Raw genomic sequence first — 21,181 nt, 5'->3', positions numbered from 1 at the left:
CGTGTCTCTCCCTTGTTGATTCAGGCCGGCACCATCGCCGCCGCGTTCAGCAGCGCCACGGCGAGCTGGATCGCCACCAGCAGGATCGCGCCGGCGATCTGGTCGGCCTCGATCATCTTGCCGAGCGCCCCCAGCAGCCGCGACGCCACCTGGAACGTCACCAATTGCAGTACCACCGCCACCAGCCCCCACACCAGCAGGTCCAGCGCCACCGGCGTGGTCGCCAGCAGCGAGGCGAGCGGAATCGCCAGCGCCACCACGGTGCCACCCAGCACCAGCGCGGCGCTGCTGTTGCCGCCGCTGATCAGCCGGCGTTCGTTGAACGGCGTCAGCGCCATGTAGATCGCCGTGCCGAGCGCGAGCAGCGCCAGCGTCAGCAGGAATTGCAGCAACAGGTTGGGCAGGCCGGTGCCGAGCGCGCCGAGCACGGCGGCGAAGGTTCCGGGAACCGGTTCGTTCATGCGGATCTCCGATCGGGGGCGGCGGGCAGGGCGAGCGCCGCAGGATTGACGTCGATGCCGGCGTGGATCTCCACCCACGCCTGGTCGGCGGCCTGGATCGCGGCCACCATGACGAATTCGGTGGGCGGGGCCGGCGGCGCGGCCCCGGTGGGCGCGGCATACAGCATGGCCTGCAGCCGGCGTTGCGCCGTGCCGTCCAGGGCCTGCACCGTCTCGTCCAGCATCTGCGGGCTTACCCGGCCCCCGCCGGGCACCCAGGCGCGGCCATAGGTCTTGCCGTCCCGGGTCTGGAAGGCAGGCCAGCCGATCATGCCCTCGGCGGGGTCGAGCCAGACGCCCCATTCCCGCGCATCGGCCGGCGTCACCTCGTCGAGCAGGCTGAAATACCGGCACTCGTCGATCGCGCCCGCCGCATCGGTGTGGACCTGGAAGAAGCCCTGCCGCCCCGGCAGGTAAAGCCGGTGCAGCACCACCCCCGCGCCGCGCAGCGTGCCAACCGCCTCGACATTGGTCATGCCGCCCGGCGGGGCCTGCACCTTGGTCGCACTCCCGGCCAGCAGGAAGGGCGAGGGATCGATCGGGAAGGTCATGCCGACGCGGAATCCCGCCTCGGCACTGCCGGGGGGCGGGGGGCGTCCGGCGGTGGCGCCCGTGCCGGTGGTGCCACCCGCGGCACGCCGGCTCAACCACAGGAACACGAGGATCGCGCCTCCCCCCAGGAGCACCAGCCAGAGGATCCCCGTCCCGACCTTGACGGAGGAGCGCGGTGCTGGCTGCGCCAGTTCCTGGTCGAGCTGGTTCAGTTGCGCCGCGACCTGCGGATCCTGCGCCGCCCGTGCCTCGGCTTCCTGGCGCCAGCGCAGGTATTCCGGGTTGTCGCGATGCGCGCGGAAATACTCCGCCCGGCCGGGCGAGGTCAGGCTGTTCAGCAACGCCCACAGCATGACGCCGTTGACCACGGCGCCGGCCGAGGGGCCGCCCCAGCCTCGGGCCGGCGAGGGCCGGCGATCCACTGGTGGGGTGGTGGCGCCGCCCCAGGGCGTCGGCCGGCGCTCGGCCGGGGCCGCGTTGCCGCTGCCCCAGGGCGAGGGGGTGCGCTGGTCCGGCCGGGGGCGCTGGCTCGCCTGGAAGTCCTGCAGCGCCTGCGCCGAGCCGCGCCGCGAAACCGCGCGATCCCCCGCCGAGCCGCTGGAATAGCCGGACGACGGCACGGAGGGTCGGGCATAGCCGCCACTGCTGGCGGGTGGGCGCGGCGCCGGTGCCGAATAGCCCGGGGAGGGACGGCGATATCCCCCGCTGGCGTACTGCGCCGCCGCGCCGTCCTGCAGCAGGCAGAAAAAGACGGCCGCCAGCAGCAGCCGCGCGATGCGGCGGTGACGTCGTGGCGTCATGCGACGGGGCCGCTCAACATGGGCTGCTTCCTGCTGCCGACAGACCGGACGCCATCTGCCAAGATCAATGGAATGAAGTCGGGATGCACGACTCGTCCGCCCGCCGCCGCCCTGGCCGTGCCGCAGCGGGTACGATACGCCCCCCGGTGTCGGCAAGGACGTTCATCACCCCACGCCATGGCCGCGGAACCAGGCCAGCATGCGCTGCCATCCATCGGCCGCATCGGTGGCACGATAGCTCGGCCGGTAGTCGGCCAGGAAGGCGTGGCCGGAATCGGGATAGATCACCAGATCCACGGTTCGGCCGGCCGCCCGTGCCCTGGCGACCGCCGCCTGCACGTCGGCCACGGGGATGCTGGTATCCTTGCCGCCGTACAGCGCCAGCAGCGGGCAGCTGATCCGGTCGGCGATGTCCGTGACGGTTTTCGGCTGGATCTCGGTGCGGGCCCCCCCGACCTGCCCATACCAGGCGACCGCGGCCTTCAGCGTTGGGTTGTGCGCGGCATAGAGCCAGGTGGCGCGCCCGCCACGGCAGAACCCGGTCACGCCCACCCGCCCGGAATCCCCGCCATGCGCCGTTGCCCAGCGGAGCGTGGCATCGAGGTCCGCCATCAGCGTCGCGTCCGGCGCCTTGCTGATCACGTCGCGCATGATCACCGCCGCGTCGGTCATCTTCGAGAGGTCGGCCAGCCGCGCATAGACCTCGGGCGCCACCGCGAGATAACCGGCCTTGGCGAGCCGGCGGCAGATGTCCTTGATGTGCTCGTGCACGCCGAAGATCTCGGCATTGACCAGCACGATCGGGAAGGGGCCATTCCCCTGCGGCCGGGCGAAATAGGCCGGCAATTCCCCGTCCACGACGGGCACCCTGGCCTCGCCCGCCTCCAGCCCGGCGGTGTCGGTGTGGATCACCTGCGCCTCGACCCGCGTGGTCGCCAAGGTCAGCCCGGTGATCAGGCCGGTCATCATCAGCCCCCGGCGCGCCAGCGGCGGGCCATCCTGCGCAAGTTTGGTCATTGCCGGTTCTCCCCTGTGATGCAACCGCTTCCGCACTTAGGCCGCTGCCCGGGCTGGACAAGCATGTCCCGGGGCGCTGCCCCGGCCCCGCCAGGAGGCTTTGCCTCCTGGACCTCCACCAAGGGCCGAAGGCCCTTGGATCCCAAACGAATGGGGTGCAGGGGCCTTTGGCCCCTGCCGGAGTCCAGAGGCGGAGCCTCTGGCGGGGCCGGGGCAGCGCCCCGGAAACACCGGTCAGCCGTTGAGGGCGCGGCCGAACACCTGGGGGTCGACGTTGCCGCCGCTGATCACCGCCCCCACCACCTTGCCCCGTGCGTCGAAATGTCCGGCCAGCAGGGCGGCGAGGGCCACGGCCCCGCCCGGCTCCACCACCAGCTTCAGGTGCGAGAAGGCAAACGCGATCGCCGCCAGCACTTCCGAGTCGGTCACCGCGAGGCCGCCGGAGAGGCGGGGGCGGTTGACTTCGAAGGTGATGCGTCCGGGGGTCTTCGACAGCAGCGCGTCGCACAGGGTGGAGCCGCCGGGCGCGTTCTGCCGCCGCTCCCCGGCAACCAGCGAGCGGGCGGTGTCGTCCCAGTCCGCCGGCTCGACGGCGTAGACGCGGGTGCCGGGTGAGGCGCCTTCGATTGCCAGTGCGCACCCCGCGATCAGCCCGCCGCCGCCGGTGCAGACCAGCAGCGCGTCCATGGCGAGGCCGCAAGCAGCGGCGTCCTCGACCAGTTCCAGCGCCAGCGTGCCCTGGCCGGCGATCACGTCGGGGTGGTCGAAGGGCGGCACCAGCGTGGCGCCCGTGCGCTCGGCATGGGTGCGCGCCAGGGCCTCGCGGTCGTCGTTCAGGCGATCATAGGGCACGATCTCCGCCCCCCAGTGGCGGGTGCTCTCCACCTTGATGCGGGGGGCGTCGGCCGGCATGAACACGGTGGCATGGCTGCCCAGGGCGGCGGCGGCGCAGGCGGTGGCCTGGCCGTGGTTGCCGGAGGAATGGGTGACCACCCCGGCGCGGCGCTGGGCATCGGAGAGCTGCAGGATGGCGTTGGTGGCGCCGCGCAGCTTGAAGCTGCCGGTGCGTTGCAGCGGTTCCGGCTTGAGCAGGATGGTGCCGCCGGTGCGTTCGTCGAGCAGCGGATGGCGCAACAGGGGCGTGCGCACCACGTGCGGGGCCAGCCGCGCGCGGGCGGCGGCGACGTCCTCGAAGCCTGGCAGGCGCATCCCCGGTTCCCCTATCTGTCGGGGCGCGGGAGGATCACCACTGGTTCCTCTCCCGCGCGGCCGCGCACAGGATAGAGCCGGAAGCCTTCTGCCACCACTCCGCCGCGGGCGCGCTCAACCAGGGCGGCCGGGCCGGTCGGGGTGAAGGTGGTGGTTTCCAGGGCCTCGGCACGGCGGGCGCTGCGCACCAGCAGGCCGGGGCGGTCCTCGGCCAGGGCGGTGCCGTCCGGCAGGGCGAACCAGCGCCAGCGCGACTCCACCGCGAGCACCGGGATGTCGCGCGGCATCAGCCAGGCGAGCAGGGCGGCCTGACCGTAATTGTCGGCGACCACGTAGGCGGCGCCGCCGGCGCGGGCGGCAGCGGTGACGTCGGCGGCCAGCCTGTCCCAGCCGCCGAGTCGGATCAGCGTCATGTCGGCGCGGCGCGGCAGTGCGAGCGGCGCCCAGGCCGCCTGCACCCAGACCACCGCCGTGATCACGGCTCCGCAGGCCAGGGCCGGCCAACGCCACCGCAGCCAGCTTCCGGACAGTCCCGCCGCGGCGATTGCCGCCGGTGGATGCAGCAGCAGCGGCCAGTTGGCCTGCACCCGGTCGCCCAGGGCGTGTTGCAGGAACACCAGCGTCGGCACTCCGAGCAGCGCCGCGAGCAGGGTCCAGCCGGGATCGCGCCCGACCGCCCGGCGCAGTGCCAGCACCAGCCCGGCGCCGAACAGCACCGCGATCAGCGGGGTGGCAAGTCCGATCTGCCCGCCGATCAGCTCGCCCAGGAACTGCAGCGCCCGGGCCGGTTGGAAGTCGCCGACGCGCCCACCCTGCTTGGCGAAGCTGACCCAGTCATGGGTCGCGTTCCAGGCCAGCACCGGGGCGAAGAGCAGAGCGGCGAGGGCGGCGGCGATCCAGGGCTGGGGCCGGCGCAGCCAGGGCCGCAGCGACGGTACCGCGAGCAGCCAAACCAGCACCGCCGGCGCCAGCAGCGCCGCGGTGTATTTGCTGTCGAGCGCCAGTCCGGCGGCGAGCCCGGCCACCAGCCACCAGGCGCCGTGCCCGGTCGCGACCAGCCGGGCCAGCGCCCAGATCGAGGCGGTCCAGAACAGCAGCAGCGGGGTATCCGGCGTCATGGTGACGGCGCCGGCGCCGAAGGTCAGGGTGGCGTTGGCCAGCGCCGCCGCCCAGGGCCCGGCGCGACGGCCGGGCAGCAGGTCCTCGGCCGCCTGCCACAGCAGCACCGAGCCCAGCGCCGCCGCCAGCGGCCCGAGCAGCCGCACCCCGAGCGCGGTGTCGCCGGCGAGCCAGGTGCCGGCGCGGATCCACAGCGCGACCATGGGCGGGTGGTCGTAGTAGCCGCCCGCGAGCGCCTGCGACCACACCCAGTAATAGGCCTCGTCCGGGGCGAGCGGAGTCGCGGCGGCGATGCCCAGGCGCAGCGCCGTGAGCAGCAGCAACAGCGCCGCCCCGGCCAGGATGACGCCATGCGGGGTCGCCCCGCCCGGGGCGGGGAGGGCGGCTGGCCGGACGGACATGGGGTGATCTAGAGCGGCACGCCCGCGAGCGCGCGGCTGGTGCGGATGGTCTGCAGGGTCTGCACCCGGCTGACATGGGACGCGCCGGTCAGCTTCTGGGTCAGTGCGTTCTCGTGCGCGGTGTCACGCGCCACCAGCTTGAGCAGGAAATCCCCGCCGCCGCGGATCATGTGGCATTCGCGCACTTCCGGCCATTCGCTGACCATGGCCTCGAACCCGGAAAGCACCTGTTCTTTCTGGCTTTCCAGGCCGACGACGGCGAAGAAGGTGATCTCCCACCCCAGGGTCTGGGGGTCGGTGTCGGCGTGGTAGCCGCGGATGATGCCGGCTTCCTCCAGCCGGCGCACGCGGCGCAGGCAGGGGGGGGCGGAAATGCCGGCCCGGCGGGCGAGCTCGACATTGGTCATGCGCCCATCCTCCTGCAACTCGGCCAGGATGCGGCGGTCGATCGCGTCAAGCAGGGGCGTCTCGGCTGGGGGCTTCATCTGGTATATGCGGGCAAGGGCGCGGGCGGGGAACGGTGATCACCGTTCCGCCGTTGCTCATGGGTGACGGTCGCGCGCAATAATATTGCACGACCCTCGCGCCGCAAGGGCGAAATCCCGATGCTTCCTTGTGCCCGATCCTGCGGCCCCGATATGGTCGTCAATCAACATGTCTGGAACGCCTTTCGCACATGCCTGACACCCACCGCACCCGCGTGCTGATCATCGGCGCCGGACCGGCTGGCTACACCGCCGCGATCTATACCGCGCGGGCGAGCCTGCAGCCGCTCCTGGTCGCCGGTCTGCAGCCGGGCGGGCAACTGACGATCACAACCGACGTCGAGAACTACCCGGGCTTCGCCGAAACGGTCCAGGGGCCGTGGCTGATGGAGCAGATGCAGAAGCAGGCCGAGCACGTCGGCACGCGCATCCTGTACGACCTGATCACCGAGGTCGATTTCACCACCACCCCGTTCCGCTGCGTCGGCGATTCCGGCGACCTTTACCTCGCCGATTCGGTGATCATCGCCACCGGGGCGCAGGCGCGCTGGCTGGGACTCGAGTCGGAGAAGCGCCTGCAGGGCTTCGGGGTGTCGGCCTGCGCCACCTGCGACGGGTTTTTCTTCCGCGGCAAGCGCGTCGCCGTGGTGGGCGGCGGCAACACCGCGGTGGAGGAGGCGCTGTATCTGACCCACCACGCCGAGAGCGTGGTGCTGGTGCACCGGCGCGACACGTTGCGCGCCGAGAAGATCCTGCAGCAGCGCCTGGCCGCCAACCCGAAGATCCAGGTGATCTGGGACAGCGTGGTCGAGGAGGTGCTAGGCACCGACAAGCCGCCTTCGGTCACTGGCCTCAGGCTGCGAAATCGCCATAGCGGGGCGGAAAGCCGGCTCGACGTGGACGGTGTCTTCATTGCGATCGGTCACGCACCGAATACTTCCGTATTCCGCGGTCAGGTCGAACTGGACGAAGATGGCTATGTCGTGACCGCGCCCGGCACGACGCGCACCTCGGTGCCCGGGGTGTTCGCGGCGGGCGATGTGCAGGACAAGGTCTGGCGGCAGGCGGTCACCGCGGCAGGAACCGGTTGCATGGCGGCATTGGAGGCCGAAAAGTGGCTGGCTGCGCAGGAAACCGAGTCGGCGCTGGCCGCGGACTAGTGTACCGGTTCCGACAGGTGCGTCCGCCCCGTCGGGGGAAAGCGGAACGCCCCATGCAAGCTTGGTGTTCCGGTCCGGCGGTCCTGTGGGCCGGGGCTGGAGCCTGCGTGGCGGATACCGTGACTGGAGCGAATGATACCGCCGGGGTGCTGGGCTTCGGGCGGATTGACGATCAAAGGCCGGCCGGCAGGGACCGGACGGCAGGGGATGGCTGAACGATGGACTGGGACAAGCTGCGCGTCTTCCATGCGGTGGCCGAGGCTGGCAGCTTCACGCATGCCGGCGACGTGCTGAACCTCAGCCAGTCGGCGGTATCACGGCAGATTTCGGCGCTCGAGGAAGCGCTGCAGGTGCCGCTGTTCCACCGGCACGCGCGCGGGCTGATACTCACGGAACAGGGAGAAAGCCTGAACCGTACGGTGCGCGAGGTCTTCGCGAAACTCGCGATGACCGAGGCTTTACTGACCGAAAGCAAGGAGAAGCCGGCCGGCCGGCTGAAGGTGACCACCACGGTGGGCTTCGGCTCGTCCTGGCTGGCGCCGCGGATCAATGCGTTCAACCAGCAATATCCTGACGTGACGATGCAATTGCTGCTGGACGATTCCGACCTCGACCTCGCCATGCGCGAGGCCGACGTGGCGATCCGGATGCATGCGCCGAAGCAGCCGGATCTGGTGCAACGCCACCTGCTGTCGCTCGACTGGCATGTCTGTGCCAGCGCCGACTACCTGCAGCGGCACGGCACGCCGACCAAGCCCGAGGACCTGGACGGTCATCACCTGATCCTGTTCGGCAATTATCGCCCGCCGGTGCCGGATATCGACTGGCTGGCCGAGGCCGGCCGCAAGACCGGCCATCCGCGCCGGGGCGTGCTGGAGGTAAACAGCCTGACTGCCATGCTGCTGGCGGTGCAGTCGGGGCTGGGGATCGCGGCGCTGCCCGACTACATGGCGGCCGATCCGGCGAACGGGGTGGTGCGGCTGCTGCCCGACATCAAGTCGCCGAAGGTGGACGTGTATTTCGTCTACCCGGAAGAGTTGCGCAATTCCAAGCGCGTGGCTGTCTTCCGCGACTTCCTGCTCGCCCGCCTCGCGGAACGCTCCTACTGAGCGACGCCTCTGCCGACAAGGAAGGGGCGGCTGATCGGCGGCAGGCTTCCGGCCTGCCGCCGGGCCGGCGAGACCGGAGCCGGCATGCGGACCGGTCATATCCGATCCGGTGAATCGGACATGGTTCGGGCCGGTCGGGCACCTTAGCTAATCCTCAGTGATTACGGTGTGCCCGGTGGGGCTGTCGCAGGCCCCCGGATATGCCAGCCTTCCTGCCCTGTCGGGGCGGGAAAGGGGGTCATCGACCCCTACGTCTCCCAGACGTAAAGCCTCCCTGTATCCTCGCCCCGCCGCCCTTCGGGCTGGCGGGGCTTTTCTTTTCTGGCTTGAAGATCCGGGGGACGGCGAAGCTGCCATCGCCATGGCCCCGCACTATCCTGGTTCCGTCAACTGCCCGGGTTCATACTGAACCGCAGAGTGAATCTATCCCATCGTTGCATGGCCGATCGGTGCCGCGAAGGCGAAGCCTGTCTGGGTGGTGGCTGGCGTCGACAGCATGAAGGTGTCGCTTGCCGTGGCCCCGGCGCTGTCCTGGGCGGTGACGCGGATGGACAGATCCGGTGCGTTCGCCGGCACCGTGGCGAGAAAGCTGCCGTTCTCGGGGGCGAAGCTGATCCAGTTGGGCAGCGGCGAGCCGTCGGCAGCGGTCGCCATGTAGGTCATCGTTTGGCCGTCGAGGTCGGTGAAGGTGGCATTGCCGATGACCGTCCCCCCACGATTGGCGGTGCTGTCGTAGGTCGTTCCCTCGGGCGCGCTCTGATCGGGGATCGGGTTGGTGACCACGATCCGGTGCTGTGCCGCCATGCCGTGGGCGTTCAGCAGCACGGTCAGGCCAATGGGATACCCGGTATTGCCCCCCACGGCATCGAGCCAGCCATCATTGTTGAGGTCGCCGGCCGCGACGTCCTGTGACCACTGGTTCCGAGCGAAACCCCGCGCTGCCTGGAAAGTGCCATCGCCGGTGCCGCGTAGTACCTGCAGCCCGGCTTCGGTCCCGACCAGCAGATCGAGAGTGTCGTCGTTGTCGACGTCACCTGTGACGATCCCGTTCGGGGCCGCGGTGGTTCCGTACTCGACCGCCGGCCGGAAGCTGCCATTGTCCTTGCCGAGCAACACCCAGACTGTGTTGCTGTCGTGGCGGGTGGCGGCGATGTCGGGCTGGTTGTCCTTGTTGAAGTCACCAACCACCAGTGTGGAGGGGCCCCGGGAGGTGATGCCGTCGGTGGGGTAGGGAATGGGGTTGGCGAAGCTGCCATCACCCTTGTTGAACCAGATGCCGATCGTTCCGCTATTGCCGATGGTGATCAGATCGGCGTGGCCGTCATGGTTGAGATCCTGTGCGGCAACGCCCCGGGCGGCGGTATCGCTGCTGTAGGTGCCGCCGCCCGTGAAATTGCTGCCGGCGAATCGCACTGCCAACGTCTCGTTCGTGTTGACTGCGGCGATGTCGGGATGGCCGTCGCCGTCGCCGTCGAGGTCGGCAGCGGTGGCGGCGTTCGGAAGGTAGCCGACGGGAATCGGCGCCGGTGCTGCCAGGGTGCCGTCGCCCTGGTTGTGCAGGATCGAAACAGTACCATCACGCTGATTGGTCACCACCAGGTCGGTGTGCCCGTCGCCGTCCATGTCGGCGCCCACCAGCGTTCCCGGGTCGGAGCCGGCAGGATAGAGGGCGCGGTTGCCGAAAGTTCCATCACCGTTGCCCGGCAGCACCGAGATGAAGCCATCGTTGTCCCCGTTCCAGTCGGTGCTGGCGAGGTCAAGGATGCCGTCGCCGGTGAGGTCGACGACGGTCACCGCCACCGGTGTGGTTTCGATTCGATAATTGACGATGTCGGTGAATGCGATTTCGCCGTTACCCATCCCCAGGCCAAAAAACAATGCCTGCAACTGATTGACGGTCATGATGGAGAGTTGGTGCGCGGTGAAGCCATGGCTGCGTCCGGCAGGCGGGATGGCGGCCAGGGCTTTGGCCTTCAGTGCCAGCACCTGGGGCGTGGTGAATGCGACGACCTGGTCGATGCTCAGCGCCGCTGCCTGCCCCGCCGTCAAGGCCGCCATCCCGGCCGTCGACAGCGCCGTGACCTCCGTGGTTGACAGCGCCTGGATCTGCTCGGTCGTCAGCGCGGCGACCTGGGCCGTTTGCAATGCCATGACCTGCGCGGTGGAGAGGATCGCCACCTGATCGGCCGTCAGCGCGGCGACCTGGGCCGTTTGCAATGCCACGAACTGCGCGGTGGAGAGGGCCGCCACCTGCGTGGTGGTCAGCGCTGCCACCGTCCCGGTCGACAGCGCCGCCACCTGCGTGGCGCCCAGCCGGGGCAATTGCCGCCGGACGCTCAGGGCCTCGATCTGCACGGGCTGCAGCGCGTTTATCTGTGGCGTGGTCAGCGCGCCGATGTAACCGGCCGGCAACTCGGCGATCTGCGTGCTGGTCAGGGCCGCCACCTGCGCGGTGGTGAGCGCCTGCAGTTGCACCGTGCTGATCGACCAGGCCCAGTAATTGCCGAGGGCGGGGATGTCGTCGGTCGGCAGCGCTGACAGTTGCGCAGGGGCGAGCGCCGCCACCTGGGTCGGCGTCAGGGCCGCCACCTGGGCGCTGGAAAGCGCCGCCACCTGGGCGCTGGAAAGCGCCTGGATCTGCTGGGCGGAAAGCGCGCCGATCTGCGCGGGGGCCAGCGCCGCCACCACCTCGGTCGACAGCGCGCGCAGCTGCGAGCTGGTCAGTACCGTCATCTGGGCCTGGGCATCGAGGGCGGCGATTTGCTCGGGGCTCCAGCTGGCCAGTTGCGCGCTGCCGAGCACTGCGACCTGGGCCGGGCGGAGCACGGCGATCTGGGCGGGGGTGAACGCTGCCACCTGGGCCGTGTCGAGGCTCGCCAGCACCGCGGTCGGCAGCGCGATGACCGGGCTGCCGGCGCTGATGGCCTGGATCTGGTGGATCGAGAGCCTGGCTGTTTGAGAGGGCGTCAGCGCTGCCACCTGTTCGGCGTCGAGGCTTGCCACCTGGGTGGTGGTGAGTGTCGCCACCTGTGCCGAAGTGAGGCCGGTGATTTCCGCGGGCGTGAACGAGGCCAGATCGGTGGTCTGGGTGACGACACTCATGACGGCTCCATTCGTTGCCCCTGTGAGCACAAGGCGAAAACGGCAAGGCGGGAGTCGAGGTCATGCCTGGATGCACACGCGGGAATAAGACCGCGAGGGACGCGGGAAGGAGGCATGACTGTGTTGGATGAAACTGTTGCCCCGCATCATTGGAACATACGTCTGGGCGTGAAATCCGCGCCAAATCACCTGCGGACACCATCGCACCGGCCTTGCCTTTGTGCCGTCTTGCGGCCAGGGGAGAGTAGCGCAAAAGGTCAGGGCACATGGACGTTGTTTCTGCGCACGGGCAGCCGCTTCTGGTCCGCACGTGCGGGCCCGATATCATCCGGAGGGGAACATGAAAGTCGGAGTCATCGGCCTCGGGCGCATGGGGGCGGCCATGGCCGCCAACCTGCTCAGGGCCGGGCACGAGGTGACTGTCTACAACCGCAGCCCGGAGAAGGCGCAGGACCTGGTGGACCAGGGCGCCCGCCTCGCCGCCCGGGTGGAGGAGGCCTGTGCCGGTGCGGCCGTCATCACCATGCTTGCCGACGATCCGGCGGTGGAAGGCGTGGTCTGCGGCGAACACGGCGTGGTCGCCGGGCTCGGGGCGGGGGCGATCCACATCTCCATGAGCACCATCAGCGTGGCGCTGTCCGAACGGCTGCAGGGGGCACATGAAGCGGCCGGCCAGCGCTTCGTCGCCGCCCCGGTGTTCGGGCGTCCGGAAGCCGCCGCCGCCGCCAAATTGTTCGTCGTCGCCGCGGGGGCGGCCGCGGCACTGGATGAATGCGCCCCTCTGTTCGATGCGATGGGGCAGCGGACCTTCCGCATCGCCGATCGCCCGCCGGCGGCGAACCTGGTCAAGCTCAGCGGCAATTTCCTGATCGCCTCGGTGATCGAATCGCTGGGCGAGGCGATGGCGCTGGTCGGCAAGGCCGGCATCGACCGCCACCAGTATCTCGACATCCTGACCTCGACGCTGTTCGCGGCGCCGGTCTACCGGACCTATGGCGGGCTGATCGCCGAGGAGAAATTCGAGCCGGCCGGCTTTGCCGCCCCGCTCGGCCAGAAGGACATCCGCCTGACCCTGGCCGCGGCGGAAAGCCTGCGCGTGCCGATGCCGCTGGCCAGCCTGCTGCGCGACCGGTTCCTGACCTTGCTGGCGCAGGGGGGGGAGGCGCTCGACTGGTCGGCGATCGGGCAACTGGCGGCGCGCGATTCCGGCCAGGGCGACCGGCGCGGATAGGGGGCTACGGATAGGGGCGCTGGCGCCACGATCGCCCCTCGATTAGTTTCGCCCCGGACCGCCCGGCGGCGCGACCGCCCCCGGGGCGGGCGTGCTGACCGGTGGAAACGTCCCATGCCGCATTCCCTCGCCGAACCCGCCTCCGTGACCACGCCGGAGGCCGCGCCGCCCTGGACTCCCCCCCTGGCCGAGCCGGCGCCACGCAGCCTCTGCACGGATTGCGGCATTTCCCGCTCCGACGATCCGCGGCGCTGCGGTCGGGCCTGCCAGTTCATCCGGCCGGACCATGCCGCGCTGGAACGCCGCGTCCATGGCCGCACCCGCGATCCCGCCGCCAGCCCGGATGAACTGTTCTTCGGGCCATTCCGCCGCATGCTGCGCGCGGCGCTGAAGGAGCCTCGCCCCGGCGCGCAATGGACCGGCATCACCACGCGCATCGGCCAGCGCCTGCTGGAAACCGGCGCGGTCGACGCGGTGCTGGCCATGGCGCCCGATCCGGCCGACCAATGGCGGCCGATGCCGGTGCTGGTTACCCGCCCCGAGGACATGGCCAGGTGCCGGGGCATGCGCATGGGCTACGCGCCGCTGCTGGCCTTGCTGGAACCGGCGCGGGCGAAGGGCTACCGGCGGCTCGCGGTGATCGGCGTCCCCTGCCAGGTCTATGCCCTGCGCGCGCTGGAGCAGGAACTCGGCTTCGAGCGCATTTACGTCATCGGCACGCCCTGCTCGGACAACACCACCACCGAGCATTTCCACGACTTCCTGGCGCTGCTCGCCGAGGATCCCGCCACCATCACCTATCTGGAATTCCGCGCCGACTACCACGTGGAGCTGCGCTTCACCGACGGGCGGGTGAAGAAGATCCCGTTCCTGCTGCTGCCGCTGTCGAAGCTGCCGGGTGATTTCTTCCCGCTGACCTGCCGCACCTGCGTCGACTACACCAATTCGCTCGCCGACATCACCGTGGGCTACATGGCCGGGCAGGGCGAGCAATGGCTGCTGGTGCGCAACCAGCGTGGCGAGGAGTTGCTGGCCCTGCTCGGCGAGGAACTGCGCACCGCCGAGCCGGGCAGCGCCGGCAAGCGCCGCGGGCCGGTCACCGGGTTCCTGAAGAACACCGAACGTGCCGCCGGTGGCCTGCCGGTGCGCGGCATGCCGAATTTCCTGCGTCCGCTGGTCGGTTGGCTGATGCCGAAGGTCGGGCCGCGCGGCCTGGAATTCGCCCGCGCCCGGCTGGAGATGAAGGCGATCGAGACCATCCTGCACCTGCGCCGCGAGGAACCGCGGCGGCTGCGCCACATGGTCCCGCCGCATGTCTGGTCGCTGGTCGCACCCTACGGGCTGGCTCCCACCGAAACCGAGCGTCCCTGAGCTGCCGGCAGCCAGGGAAGCCGGTCCGGCGTCGCTTGCAGCGGGAAGGCGAAGCGCAATTGGCGGGCGAGCGGATTGACCGGGGTGACCAGCGTGGTCTCGAACACGCCGCCATTGGCGGCGATCACCCCGATCGAGCCGGCATTGTGGGTGTCGCAGACCGCCGAGACCGAGGACAGGCCCTCCTGGCGCGCCAGTTGCAGCAGCATGCCGAGTGCCCGGCTCGCGTAGCGGCGGCGCCGCTTCCAGGGCACGATGGCATAGCCCAGGTGGCCCATCAGTTCCGCCGGCAGGTCCTGGTCGTCCGGACGCCAGCGCAGGCTGCAGACGCCGCAGAATTCGCCGTCCCACAGCCAGAAATGGCAGGTGCGCAGCATGAAGCTGCGCCGCGGCGGCTGGCGCAGCATCCGCTCCAGCAAGGGGGGCAGTGCCAGCAGATTGCCCTGGCCGAGTCGCATGACGCGGATGTCCCGCCCGCGGCACCGTTGCAGGAAGGTCGCCGGGCTGCGCCGCACCATCCGCAAGGTGCGGCGGCTGGTGTCGTGCTGGCTGTTCGGCGACCATCCGGCTTCCAGCGCCGCCACGAACCCGGGCAGCATGGCCGCGTCCGGTTCGCGCAATTGCAGCGGATGCTCCGTTCCGGGCAGGAGCGGGACGGCGGTCGGCGCGAGGGGCATGCCGGACTCCGGGGCAGGGCGCGGCCGCTAACCCGCGTCCACCGGTTCCGGTTGCACCACGCGACGACCTCTCGCGCAGGCGTGTGCCGGGCTCAGCCTTCCCGCATCAATTGCCGGTATGCCATCTGATCATCGTGCAGCCGCAGATGCACGGCGTATTTGCGGTCGTAGAAGTCGCGCAGGTCCGGGCCTGCGGGCAACACCTCACGTCCCATCCGCGTCATCGCCGCCATAGCCGTGGGCATGTCGGCATAGGCGCCCGCCGCCAGCGCGCCCAGGATCGCGGCGCCGAGCAGCACCGCTTCCGGCTCGGCCGGCAGCACCACCCGGCAGCCCGTGGCGTCCGCATGCGCCTGCAGGAACACTTGGTTGCGCGCATCGCCGCCGCAGGTGAGCAGGGTGTCGATCGCCCAGCCCTGCGCATTCAGGGATTCGATGATGTGGCGCGTGCCGCAGGCGATGCCCTGCACCGTCGCCAGGTACAGCAGCGCCAGATCGTCCGCCGTCGCCGAGAGATCAAGGCCGCTGATCATGCCGCGCAGTCCGGGATCGGCGCGGGGCGAGCGGTTGCCGTGGAAATCCGGGAAGACGTGCAGCCCGGTGGTCAGCGTCGCCACCGGCTGCGGGCCCCCCGCCAGGGATTGCAGCCGCGCGTTCAGCGCCGCGAACACGCTCTCGCTGCCGGCATCCGCCGCGACCGCGGGAAAGGCGGGATGCGTCCGTACGATGTGGTCCAGCAGCGCCCCGGTCGCCGACTGGCCGCCCTCGGCCAGCCACAGCCCCGGCAGCATGGCGGACAGGTAGGGGCCCCAGACTCCCGGCACGAAGCGGGGTTCGGGCGACACCGCCATGTGGCAGCTCGAAGTGCCGCCGATCAGCGCGAGGCGGCGCTGGGCCGTCCCGGCGTCCAGCCCGGCGCCGTCCAGGCTGGCCCCGATCATGCCGATGCCGCCGGCATGCGCGTCGATCGCGGCGACTGAGACCGGCAGGCCCGCCGGCAGCCCCAGTTCGCCTGCCGCCGCCGCCGACAGCCCGGCCCCCAGCGTGGTGCCGAGCGGCAGGATGCGCGTGCCGATGCGTGCAAATTCTTCTTCCGCCAGCTCGCCCAGGCCGATCCGGCGGAAATAGGCGGCATCCCAGCGCGCCTCGTGGCCGAGATAAGTCCACTTGCAGACCGTCGTGCACAGCGACCGCGCCGTGTCGCCGGTCGCCCGCCAGGTCAGCCAGTCCGGCAGGTCGAGGAACAGCGCGGCCCGCTCCCATGCCGCCGGCAACTGCTCGCGCAGCCACAGCAGCTTGGGCGTCTGCATCTCCGGCGAGATGCGCCCGCCAACATAGCGCAGCACCTCGGCGCCGGTGGCGTTGATGCGCTCCGCCTGGGCGGTGGCGCGGTGGTCCATCCAGACGATAACGTCGCGCGCCGGATCGCCCTCGGGATCGACGCTGACGCCTTGGCCATCGCTTCCCGCCACGGCCAGCGAACAGGTCGCGTCGAAGCCCAGGCCGATCGGCGCGACCGGGCCGGCCATCGCCAGCGCGTCGCGCACGCAGGCGCAGACCGCGGCCCAGATGTCGGCGGTGGATTGCTCGGCCCAGCCCGGACGCGGCTGCCAGAGGCGGATGGGGTGGACGGCATGGCCGCGCCGATGCCCCGCCAGATCGAAGATCGCGGCGCGGGCACTGCCGGTGCCGACATCCACGCCCAGGACGACTTGGTCCATCCGTTTGTCCTCCCCGTTGCCGGGGCGTTGCCCCGGACCCCACAAGGGCTTTGCCCTTGACCCACCAAGGGCTTCGCCCTTGGGTCCCGTTATTCTCTGTGCCGCGCAGAGAGAATGGGATCCAAGGGCCTTGTGGCCCTTGGCAGGTCCAGGGCGGAGCCCTGGCCTTCCTGCACGGCCATCGCCAGCCGCCGTGCCGCCTCCGCCGCCCGTGCCACCGGCGTCGCCGCGAAACCCGTGACCAGCCCAGGCAGCCGTGGAGGCCCCGCAAAATACGCACCCAGCGGGGCCGCCGCCACGCCGCGGGCCCGGGCCGCGCGCACCACCGCCGCCTCGTCGCAGCCGGCCGGCAGCTTCAGCACCAAATGCAGCCCGCCGGGGGCAGCGACCGGCTCCAGCGCCGGGCAGTGCTGCGCCAGCGCCGCCAGCACGGCGCTGCGCCGCCGGGCGTATTCCGTGCGCATGCGGCGGATATGGGCCGCCAATCCGCCGTGTTGCATGAAGGCGGCGAGGGTGGCCTGTTCGAACGTTGCCGGGCCGCGGTCCATCAGCGCGCGGGCCCGCACGAAGCCGGCGGTCAGGGGCGGCGGCACCACTGCGAAGCCCAGCCGCAGCGCCGGGGCCAGCGATTTGCTGAAGGTGCCGCAATAGATCACCCGCCCCACCCGGTCGAGCGAGGCCAAAGGTGGCAGCGGCTTGCCCTGCCAGCGGAACTCCGAATCCGCGTCGTCTTCCAGGATCCAGGCCCCTGCCTGCGCCGCCCAGTCGAGCAGCGCGAGTCGCCGCCCGACCGGCAGCGCGCCCCCGAGCGGTGTGGCGTGCGATGGCGCCACCAGCGCCAGCCGCGCCGCCGGCGCGAGGCGCAGGCCGGCGGCCACGTCCAGGCCCTCGGTGTCGCTCGGCACCGCCACCGGCATGGCGCCGGCGGCGCGCAGGGCGCCGCGTCCGGCGATGTAGCCGGGGTCTTCCACCCAGGCCGTGTCGCCGGGGTCGAGCAGCAGCTCCGCCGCGACCCGCAGCGCCTGTTGCGTCCCGGCGGTGACGACGATGTGGTCGGGATCGACGATCAGCCCGCGCGCACCCGCGAGATGCGCGGCGATCTCGGCGCGCAGTGCCGGCAGCCCCTGCAGGTCCGGGTAGCCCGTCAGTGCCGGCGGCAGGTCCCGCAGCACCCGCGCGGCGCAGCGGGCCCAGGCCGTGGCGGGGAACAGTTCGGGGGCGGGCACGCCGGGGGCGAGCAATGGCGGCCCGTCGGCGACCGGGCCGGAAGCCGAGGCGGGGAGGGCGGCGAGCGCGGCGCCGCGGCACGACAGCCCGCCGCCTCCGCCCCCTGGCATCGGCGCGGGCGAAGGGGCGGCGTCCGGCAGGTCGGCGGCGACGAAGGTGCCGCTGCCGACGCGGGCCCGCACATAGCCTTCGGCCGCCAGCCGTTCATAGGCCAGCACCACGGTTTGCCGGGCGACGCCCAGTTCCTCGGCGAGTCGGCGAGTGGGGGGGAGTTGCGCACCAGGGGCCAGCGTACCGGCCAGGATGCCCTGGCGGAGCCTGTCGAACACCGCCTGTTGTCGGGTTTGGTCCAGTGGGTCCGGCATGGAGTGGCGCTGCCCTTCGGACCAATCCTGCCATGGCAGGAGAGGGCTCACCAGGGGGCGCGACGCCGGCAGGGGCGCGGAGGCGGTGGTCGATCTGATCGGGGCGACTCTGCCCGGGTCCTGGGTGAGCGGACCTGGGCAGGAAGCCTGGGCGGCGCGGGAAACCGACCGTCGAAAGGCTGGACGGGCCCGTAACGGGGGAAAGGGGGGGCTTAGAAGCCCTCGCGCTCCAGCCGCTTGCGCTCCATCTTACGGGCACGGCGAACAGCCTCGGCGGCCTCGCGGGCACGACGCTCGGATGGCTTCTCGTAGTGACGGCGAAGCTTCATCTCGCGGAAGACACCCTCCCGCTGCATCTTCTTCTTGAGCGCCTTAAGCGCCTGGTCGACGTTATTGTCGCGGACGAGAACCTGCACTTGGCGGCATGCTCCTGTGGTTGAAGCCCTTGCGGGTATGAAAAAGGTTCCGACCAGGGGGCCCGGACGGAGGACGGCCGCTATAACACGGCCATCGCACCTCGCCAACGCGCAACTGCGCCCAATGTTTGATGCGCGCCCCTAATTCCGTGACCGGAGACGCAAATGGCCATTCTGAAGATCGCCCGCATGGGCCACCCGGTGCTGCTGCAACGTGCTGTCGAGGTGTCGGATCCAACCGCGCCGGAGATTCGCCGCCTGGTGGCCGACATGATCGAGACCATGGAGGATGCGTCCGGCGCAGGGCTGGCGGCGCCGCAGGTGCATGCCTCGCTGCGGATCTTCGTCTTCCGCGTGCCGGAGGGGCGTGGCAGCGGCGATGCGGATGATCGTCCGGTCGGCACCACCGTGGTGATCAATCCGCGCGTGCAGCCGGTGGGCGAGGATCTGCGCCTGCGCTGGGAAGGCTGCCTGTCGATTCCCGGGTTGCGCGCGGCGGTGCCGCGGCACTGGCGCATCCGCTATTCCGGCGTCGACACCGAAGGCCGCCCGCTCGGCGGCGAGGTCACCGGCTTCCATGCCGGCGTGGTGCAGCACGAGAACGATCATCTGGACGGGGTGCTCTATCCGATGCGCATGACCGATTTGCGTCTGTTCGGCTTCAACGAGGAACTGGCGAAGGCCGAGGCGCTCGCCGCACAGCACCTGGCGGCGCGGCAGGCGGCGGAGGCAGGCCGATGATCGCGCCGCCGGAGCGCTCGCCCGCGCGCGACGCCGCCATCACCGCGCTGTTGCCGCTGGTGCCGGCCGAGGGCTGGAGCCTGGTTGCGCTGCGCCACGCGCTGCGGCAGGCGGGCCAGGATCCGCTGGATGCCGAGTTGCTGTTTCCCGGCGGACCGGCCGATCTGGTCGAGGCCTATATCGACCTGGAGGACCGCCAGATGGAACAGGCCATGGCGGCGCAGGACTTGCAGGGGCTGCGCCTGACCGAGCGGGTGCGATTCGCCATCGCGCTGCGGCTGGCGGCGGCGCGGCCGCACAAGCAGGCGGTGCGCCGGGCGCTGGCGCTGCTGGCCTTGCCGCGCCATGCCCGGCTGTCGGCGCGGACGCTGGCGCGGACCGTCGATTCGATCTGGCACGCAGCCGACGACCGCTCGACGGATTTTTCCTGGTATACGAAACGTGTGATCCTGAGCGCGATCTATGGCGCGACTTTGCTGTTCTGGCTGCGCGACCAGAGCGACGACGATGCCGCTACGCTGTCCTTCCTCGACCGGCGGCTCGCCGATCATGCGTGCTTCCATCGCTGGCAGCGCCGGACCGCCACGGCCATCGAGCGCTGCCTGCCGGGGGAGGCCGCGGCCTGATCCCGGCGAGGGCGGTGGCTGCGCGCACAGCGAAGCAAAAACCCGAACTCCTTCGGGGTTCGGGTTTATAACGGCAACCGTCTCGGCTGAAGGAGCGTTGCGGTGGCGAACATCCGGCAAGGGGAAACGCCATGCGTGGCATCCTGCTTTGGCTCCTGGGGCTTCCCATCCCCATCATCATCCTGCTCTATCTCTTCAACGTCATCTAAGCCCTCGACGCTTCCCGAACGGATCGGACCGCACATGCCGTTGGTGCGTGTCGTCCACACCACCGAGTACCATTATGCCCGGCCGGTGCGCTTCACCGCGCACCGGCTGATGACGCGCCCGCGCGACTCGCATGACCTGCGCCTGCTCGGGGCCACCCTGACCCTGACCCCGCCGGCGCAGGGGATGCACTGGGCGCATGACGTTTTCGGCAATTCCGTCTGCATCCTGGAATGGGATCCCGCGATGCGGGCCGATCTGCTGCGCATCGTCTCCACCTTGCACCTGCAGCATTATCCGGTGGGTGCCGAGGAGCCGCTGGCCACGCTCGATCCGGCCGCCGAGACTTTTCCCTTCAGCTATGCGTCCGAGGAATTCCCCGACCTTGCCCGCCTGCTCGAGCGCCATTACCGGGATCCGGACCGGCAGGTCGATGCCTGGGCCCGCAGTTTCCTGCGCCGTGGCGAACCGACGCCGACCATGGACCTGCTGACCCGGATGACGCAGGCGATCAAGGCGGATTTCACCTATGCCACGCGCGAGGCCGAGGGCACCAACTCGCCGCTGGTCACGCTGGCGACCGGCACCGGGGCCTGCCGGGATTTCGCCCTGCTGATGATAGAGGCCTGCCGCTCGCTTGGCCTCGCCGCGCGATTCGTCAGTGGCTACCTGTATGACGCGGCGCTGATGGACAGCTCCGATCCGGTGGTCGGCGGCGGTGCCACCCATGCCTGGTGCGCGGTCTACCTGCCCGGGGCCGGCTGGGTCGAGTTCGATCCCACCAACGGCCTGGTCGCCGGCCGCAATCTGATCCGGGTCTGCACCGCCCGCACGCCGGAACAGGCCGTGCCGGTGGCGGGTGGGTTCGTTGGCATGCCCGGCGATGCCGCCGGCATGTACGTGAACGTGGAAGTCGCTGTCGGGGACAACGCCGACATGTCCGCCTGTGACATGAAGCTGCGCGCTTGCGGCGCGCCGGCGGGGCGGGCGACCTGGACCGGGGCACCGGTGACGACTGGGGCACCGGTGACGGAGGCCAGCGAACCCGGAATCTCCGGGATGGAGAGGCCCGTGACGGCGATGCCCGAGGCGGAACTTCCCGCCCGGGTGGCGCCGGAGACGGCGATGGGCTGACCGGGCGGGCA

18 protein-coding genes are annotated in these 21,181 nt (G+C 70.6%); 7 read left to right on the top strand and 11 right to left on the bottom strand.

Features of this window, described 5'->3' with window-relative positions; all coding sequences use genetic code 11:
* Positions 1-20: 20 nt before the first annotated feature.
* The 6 genes from NBY65_RS28665 to NBY65_RS28640 form a co-directional block, all read right to left on the bottom strand.
* Complete coding sequence (locus NBY65_RS28665; protein WP_150045731.1) at positions 21-461, bottom strand: DUF350 domain-containing protein; 441 nt, start codon at positions 459-461, stop codon at positions 21-23.
* Positions 458-1,852, bottom strand: coding sequence for a DUF2491 family protein (locus NBY65_RS28660; RefSeq protein WP_162530918.1), 1,395 nt, complete (start codon positions 1,850-1,852; stop codon positions 458-460). Before NBY65_RS28660 ends, NBY65_RS28665 begins: the two co-directional genes overlap by 4 nt.
* A 165-nt stretch (positions 1,853-2,017) precedes the next feature.
* Complete coding sequence (locus tag NBY65_RS28655) at positions 2,018-2,869, bottom strand: dienelactone hydrolase family protein (RefSeq protein WP_150045735.1); 852 nt, start codon at positions 2,867-2,869, stop codon at positions 2,018-2,020.
* A 234-nt stretch (positions 2,870-3,103) separates the two neighbouring features.
* A complete protein-coding gene (locus tag NBY65_RS28650; protein ID WP_150045096.1) occupies positions 3,104-4,078 on the bottom strand; it encodes a threonine ammonia-lyase in 975 nt (324 codons plus the stop codon).
* Positions 4,079-4,089: 11 nt separating this feature from the next.
* Positions 4,090-5,598 (bottom strand): glycosyltransferase family 39 protein, encoded by a 1,509-nt coding sequence (locus tag NBY65_RS28645; RefSeq protein ID WP_150045098.1) that lies wholly within the window; start codon positions 5,596-5,598, stop codon positions 4,090-4,092.
* Positions 5,599-5,606: 8 nt separating this feature from the next.
* A complete protein-coding gene (locus tag NBY65_RS28640) occupies positions 5,607-6,083 on the bottom strand; it encodes an Lrp/AsnC family transcriptional regulator (protein WP_150045100.1) in 477 nt (158 codons plus the stop codon).
* A 191-nt stretch (positions 6,084-6,274) separates the two neighbouring features.
* On the opposite strand from NBY65_RS28640, the gene trxB reads away from it, so the two are divergent.
* Positions 6,275-7,243, top strand: a complete 969-nt coding sequence (trxB, locus tag NBY65_RS28635; protein WP_150045102.1) for a thioredoxin-disulfide reductase — start codon at positions 6,275-6,277, stop codon at positions 7,241-7,243.
* 218 nt (positions 7,244-7,461) lie between these two features.
* A complete protein-coding gene (locus NBY65_RS28630) occupies positions 7,462-8,352 on the top strand; it encodes a LysR family transcriptional regulator (protein WP_150045104.1) in 891 nt (296 codons plus the stop codon).
* 423 nt (positions 8,353-8,775) lie between these two features.
* Here the strand turns inward: NBY65_RS28630 and NBY65_RS28625 are convergent, their stop codons facing one another.
* Positions 8,776-11,454, bottom strand: a complete 2,679-nt coding sequence (locus NBY65_RS28625) for an FG-GAP-like repeat-containing protein (RefSeq protein ID WP_150045106.1) — start codon at positions 11,452-11,454, stop codon at positions 8,776-8,778.
* A 340-nt stretch (positions 11,455-11,794) separates the two neighbouring features.
* On the opposite strand from NBY65_RS28625, the gene NBY65_RS28620 reads away from it, so the two are divergent.
* Both NBY65_RS28620 and NBY65_RS28615 read left to right on the top strand, forming a co-directional pair.
* Entirely contained in the window at positions 11,795-12,685 is an 891-nt protein-coding gene (locus NBY65_RS28620) for an NAD(P)-dependent oxidoreductase (RefSeq protein WP_150045108.1), read from the top strand.
* A gap of 114 nt (positions 12,686-12,799) precedes the next feature.
* Entirely contained in the window at positions 12,800-14,056 is a 1,257-nt protein-coding gene (locus NBY65_RS28615; protein ID WP_150045110.1) for a Coenzyme F420 hydrogenase/dehydrogenase, beta subunit C-terminal domain, read from the top strand.
* On the opposite strand, the gene NBY65_RS28610 is transcribed toward NBY65_RS28615, so the two are convergent.
* The 4 genes from NBY65_RS28610 to rpsU form a co-directional block, all read right to left on the bottom strand.
* Entirely contained in the window at positions 14,020-14,733 is a 714-nt protein-coding gene (locus tag NBY65_RS28610; protein WP_150045113.1) for a GNAT family N-acetyltransferase, read from the bottom strand. The two genes, NBY65_RS28615 and NBY65_RS28610, sit on opposite strands and share 37 nt — an antisense overlap.
* A gap of 92 nt (positions 14,734-14,825) precedes the next feature.
* Positions 14,826-16,454 carry an FGGY-family carbohydrate kinase gene (locus NBY65_RS28605; RefSeq protein WP_150045115.1) on the bottom strand — a complete coding sequence of 543 codons (1,629 nt, stop codon included), beginning with the start codon at positions 16,452-16,454 and terminating at the stop codon, positions 14,826-14,828.
* A gap of 89 nt (positions 16,455-16,543) precedes the next feature.
* On the bottom strand, positions 16,544-18,046 hold the full coding sequence (gene pdxR / locus NBY65_RS28600) for a MocR-like pyridoxine biosynthesis transcription factor PdxR (RefSeq protein ID WP_150045117.1): 1,503 nt from the start codon (positions 18,044-18,046) through the stop codon (positions 16,544-16,546).
* 212 nt (positions 18,047-18,258) lie between these two features.
* A complete protein-coding gene (gene rpsU / locus NBY65_RS28595) occupies positions 18,259-18,462 on the bottom strand; it encodes a 30S ribosomal protein S21 (RefSeq protein ID WP_150045119.1) in 204 nt (67 codons plus the stop codon).
* A 165-nt stretch (positions 18,463-18,627) separates the two neighbouring features.
* Between rpsU and def the strand changes: the two genes are divergently transcribed.
* From def to NBY65_RS28580, 3 genes are all read left to right on the top strand, one after another.
* Positions 18,628-19,203 carry a peptide deformylase gene (gene def, locus NBY65_RS28590; RefSeq protein ID WP_150045121.1) on the top strand — a complete coding sequence of 192 codons (576 nt, stop codon included), beginning with the start codon at positions 18,628-18,630 and terminating at the stop codon, positions 19,201-19,203.
* Positions 19,200-19,829 carry a COQ9 family protein gene (locus NBY65_RS28585; RefSeq protein ID WP_150045123.1) on the top strand — a complete coding sequence of 210 codons (630 nt, stop codon included), beginning with the start codon at positions 19,200-19,202 and terminating at the stop codon, positions 19,827-19,829. The genes def and NBY65_RS28585 overlap by 4 nt, the downstream gene beginning before the upstream one ends.
* A gap of 243 nt (positions 19,830-20,072) precedes the next feature.
* On the top strand, positions 20,073-21,170 hold the full coding sequence (locus NBY65_RS28580; protein WP_150045124.1) for a transglutaminase family protein: 1,098 nt from the start codon (positions 20,073-20,075) through the stop codon (positions 21,168-21,170).
* Positions 21,171-21,181: the final 11 nt, after the last annotated feature.

Origin of the sequence: Rhodovastum atsumiense, from assembly GCF_937425535.1 — a bacterium.
Classification (GTDB): Bacteria; Pseudomonadota; Alphaproteobacteria; order Acetobacterales; family Acetobacteraceae; genus Rhodovastum; species Rhodovastum atsumiense.
The sequence above is the reverse complement of the archived record's forward strand: the minus strand, read 5'-3'. Positions and strand labels throughout refer to the sequence as shown.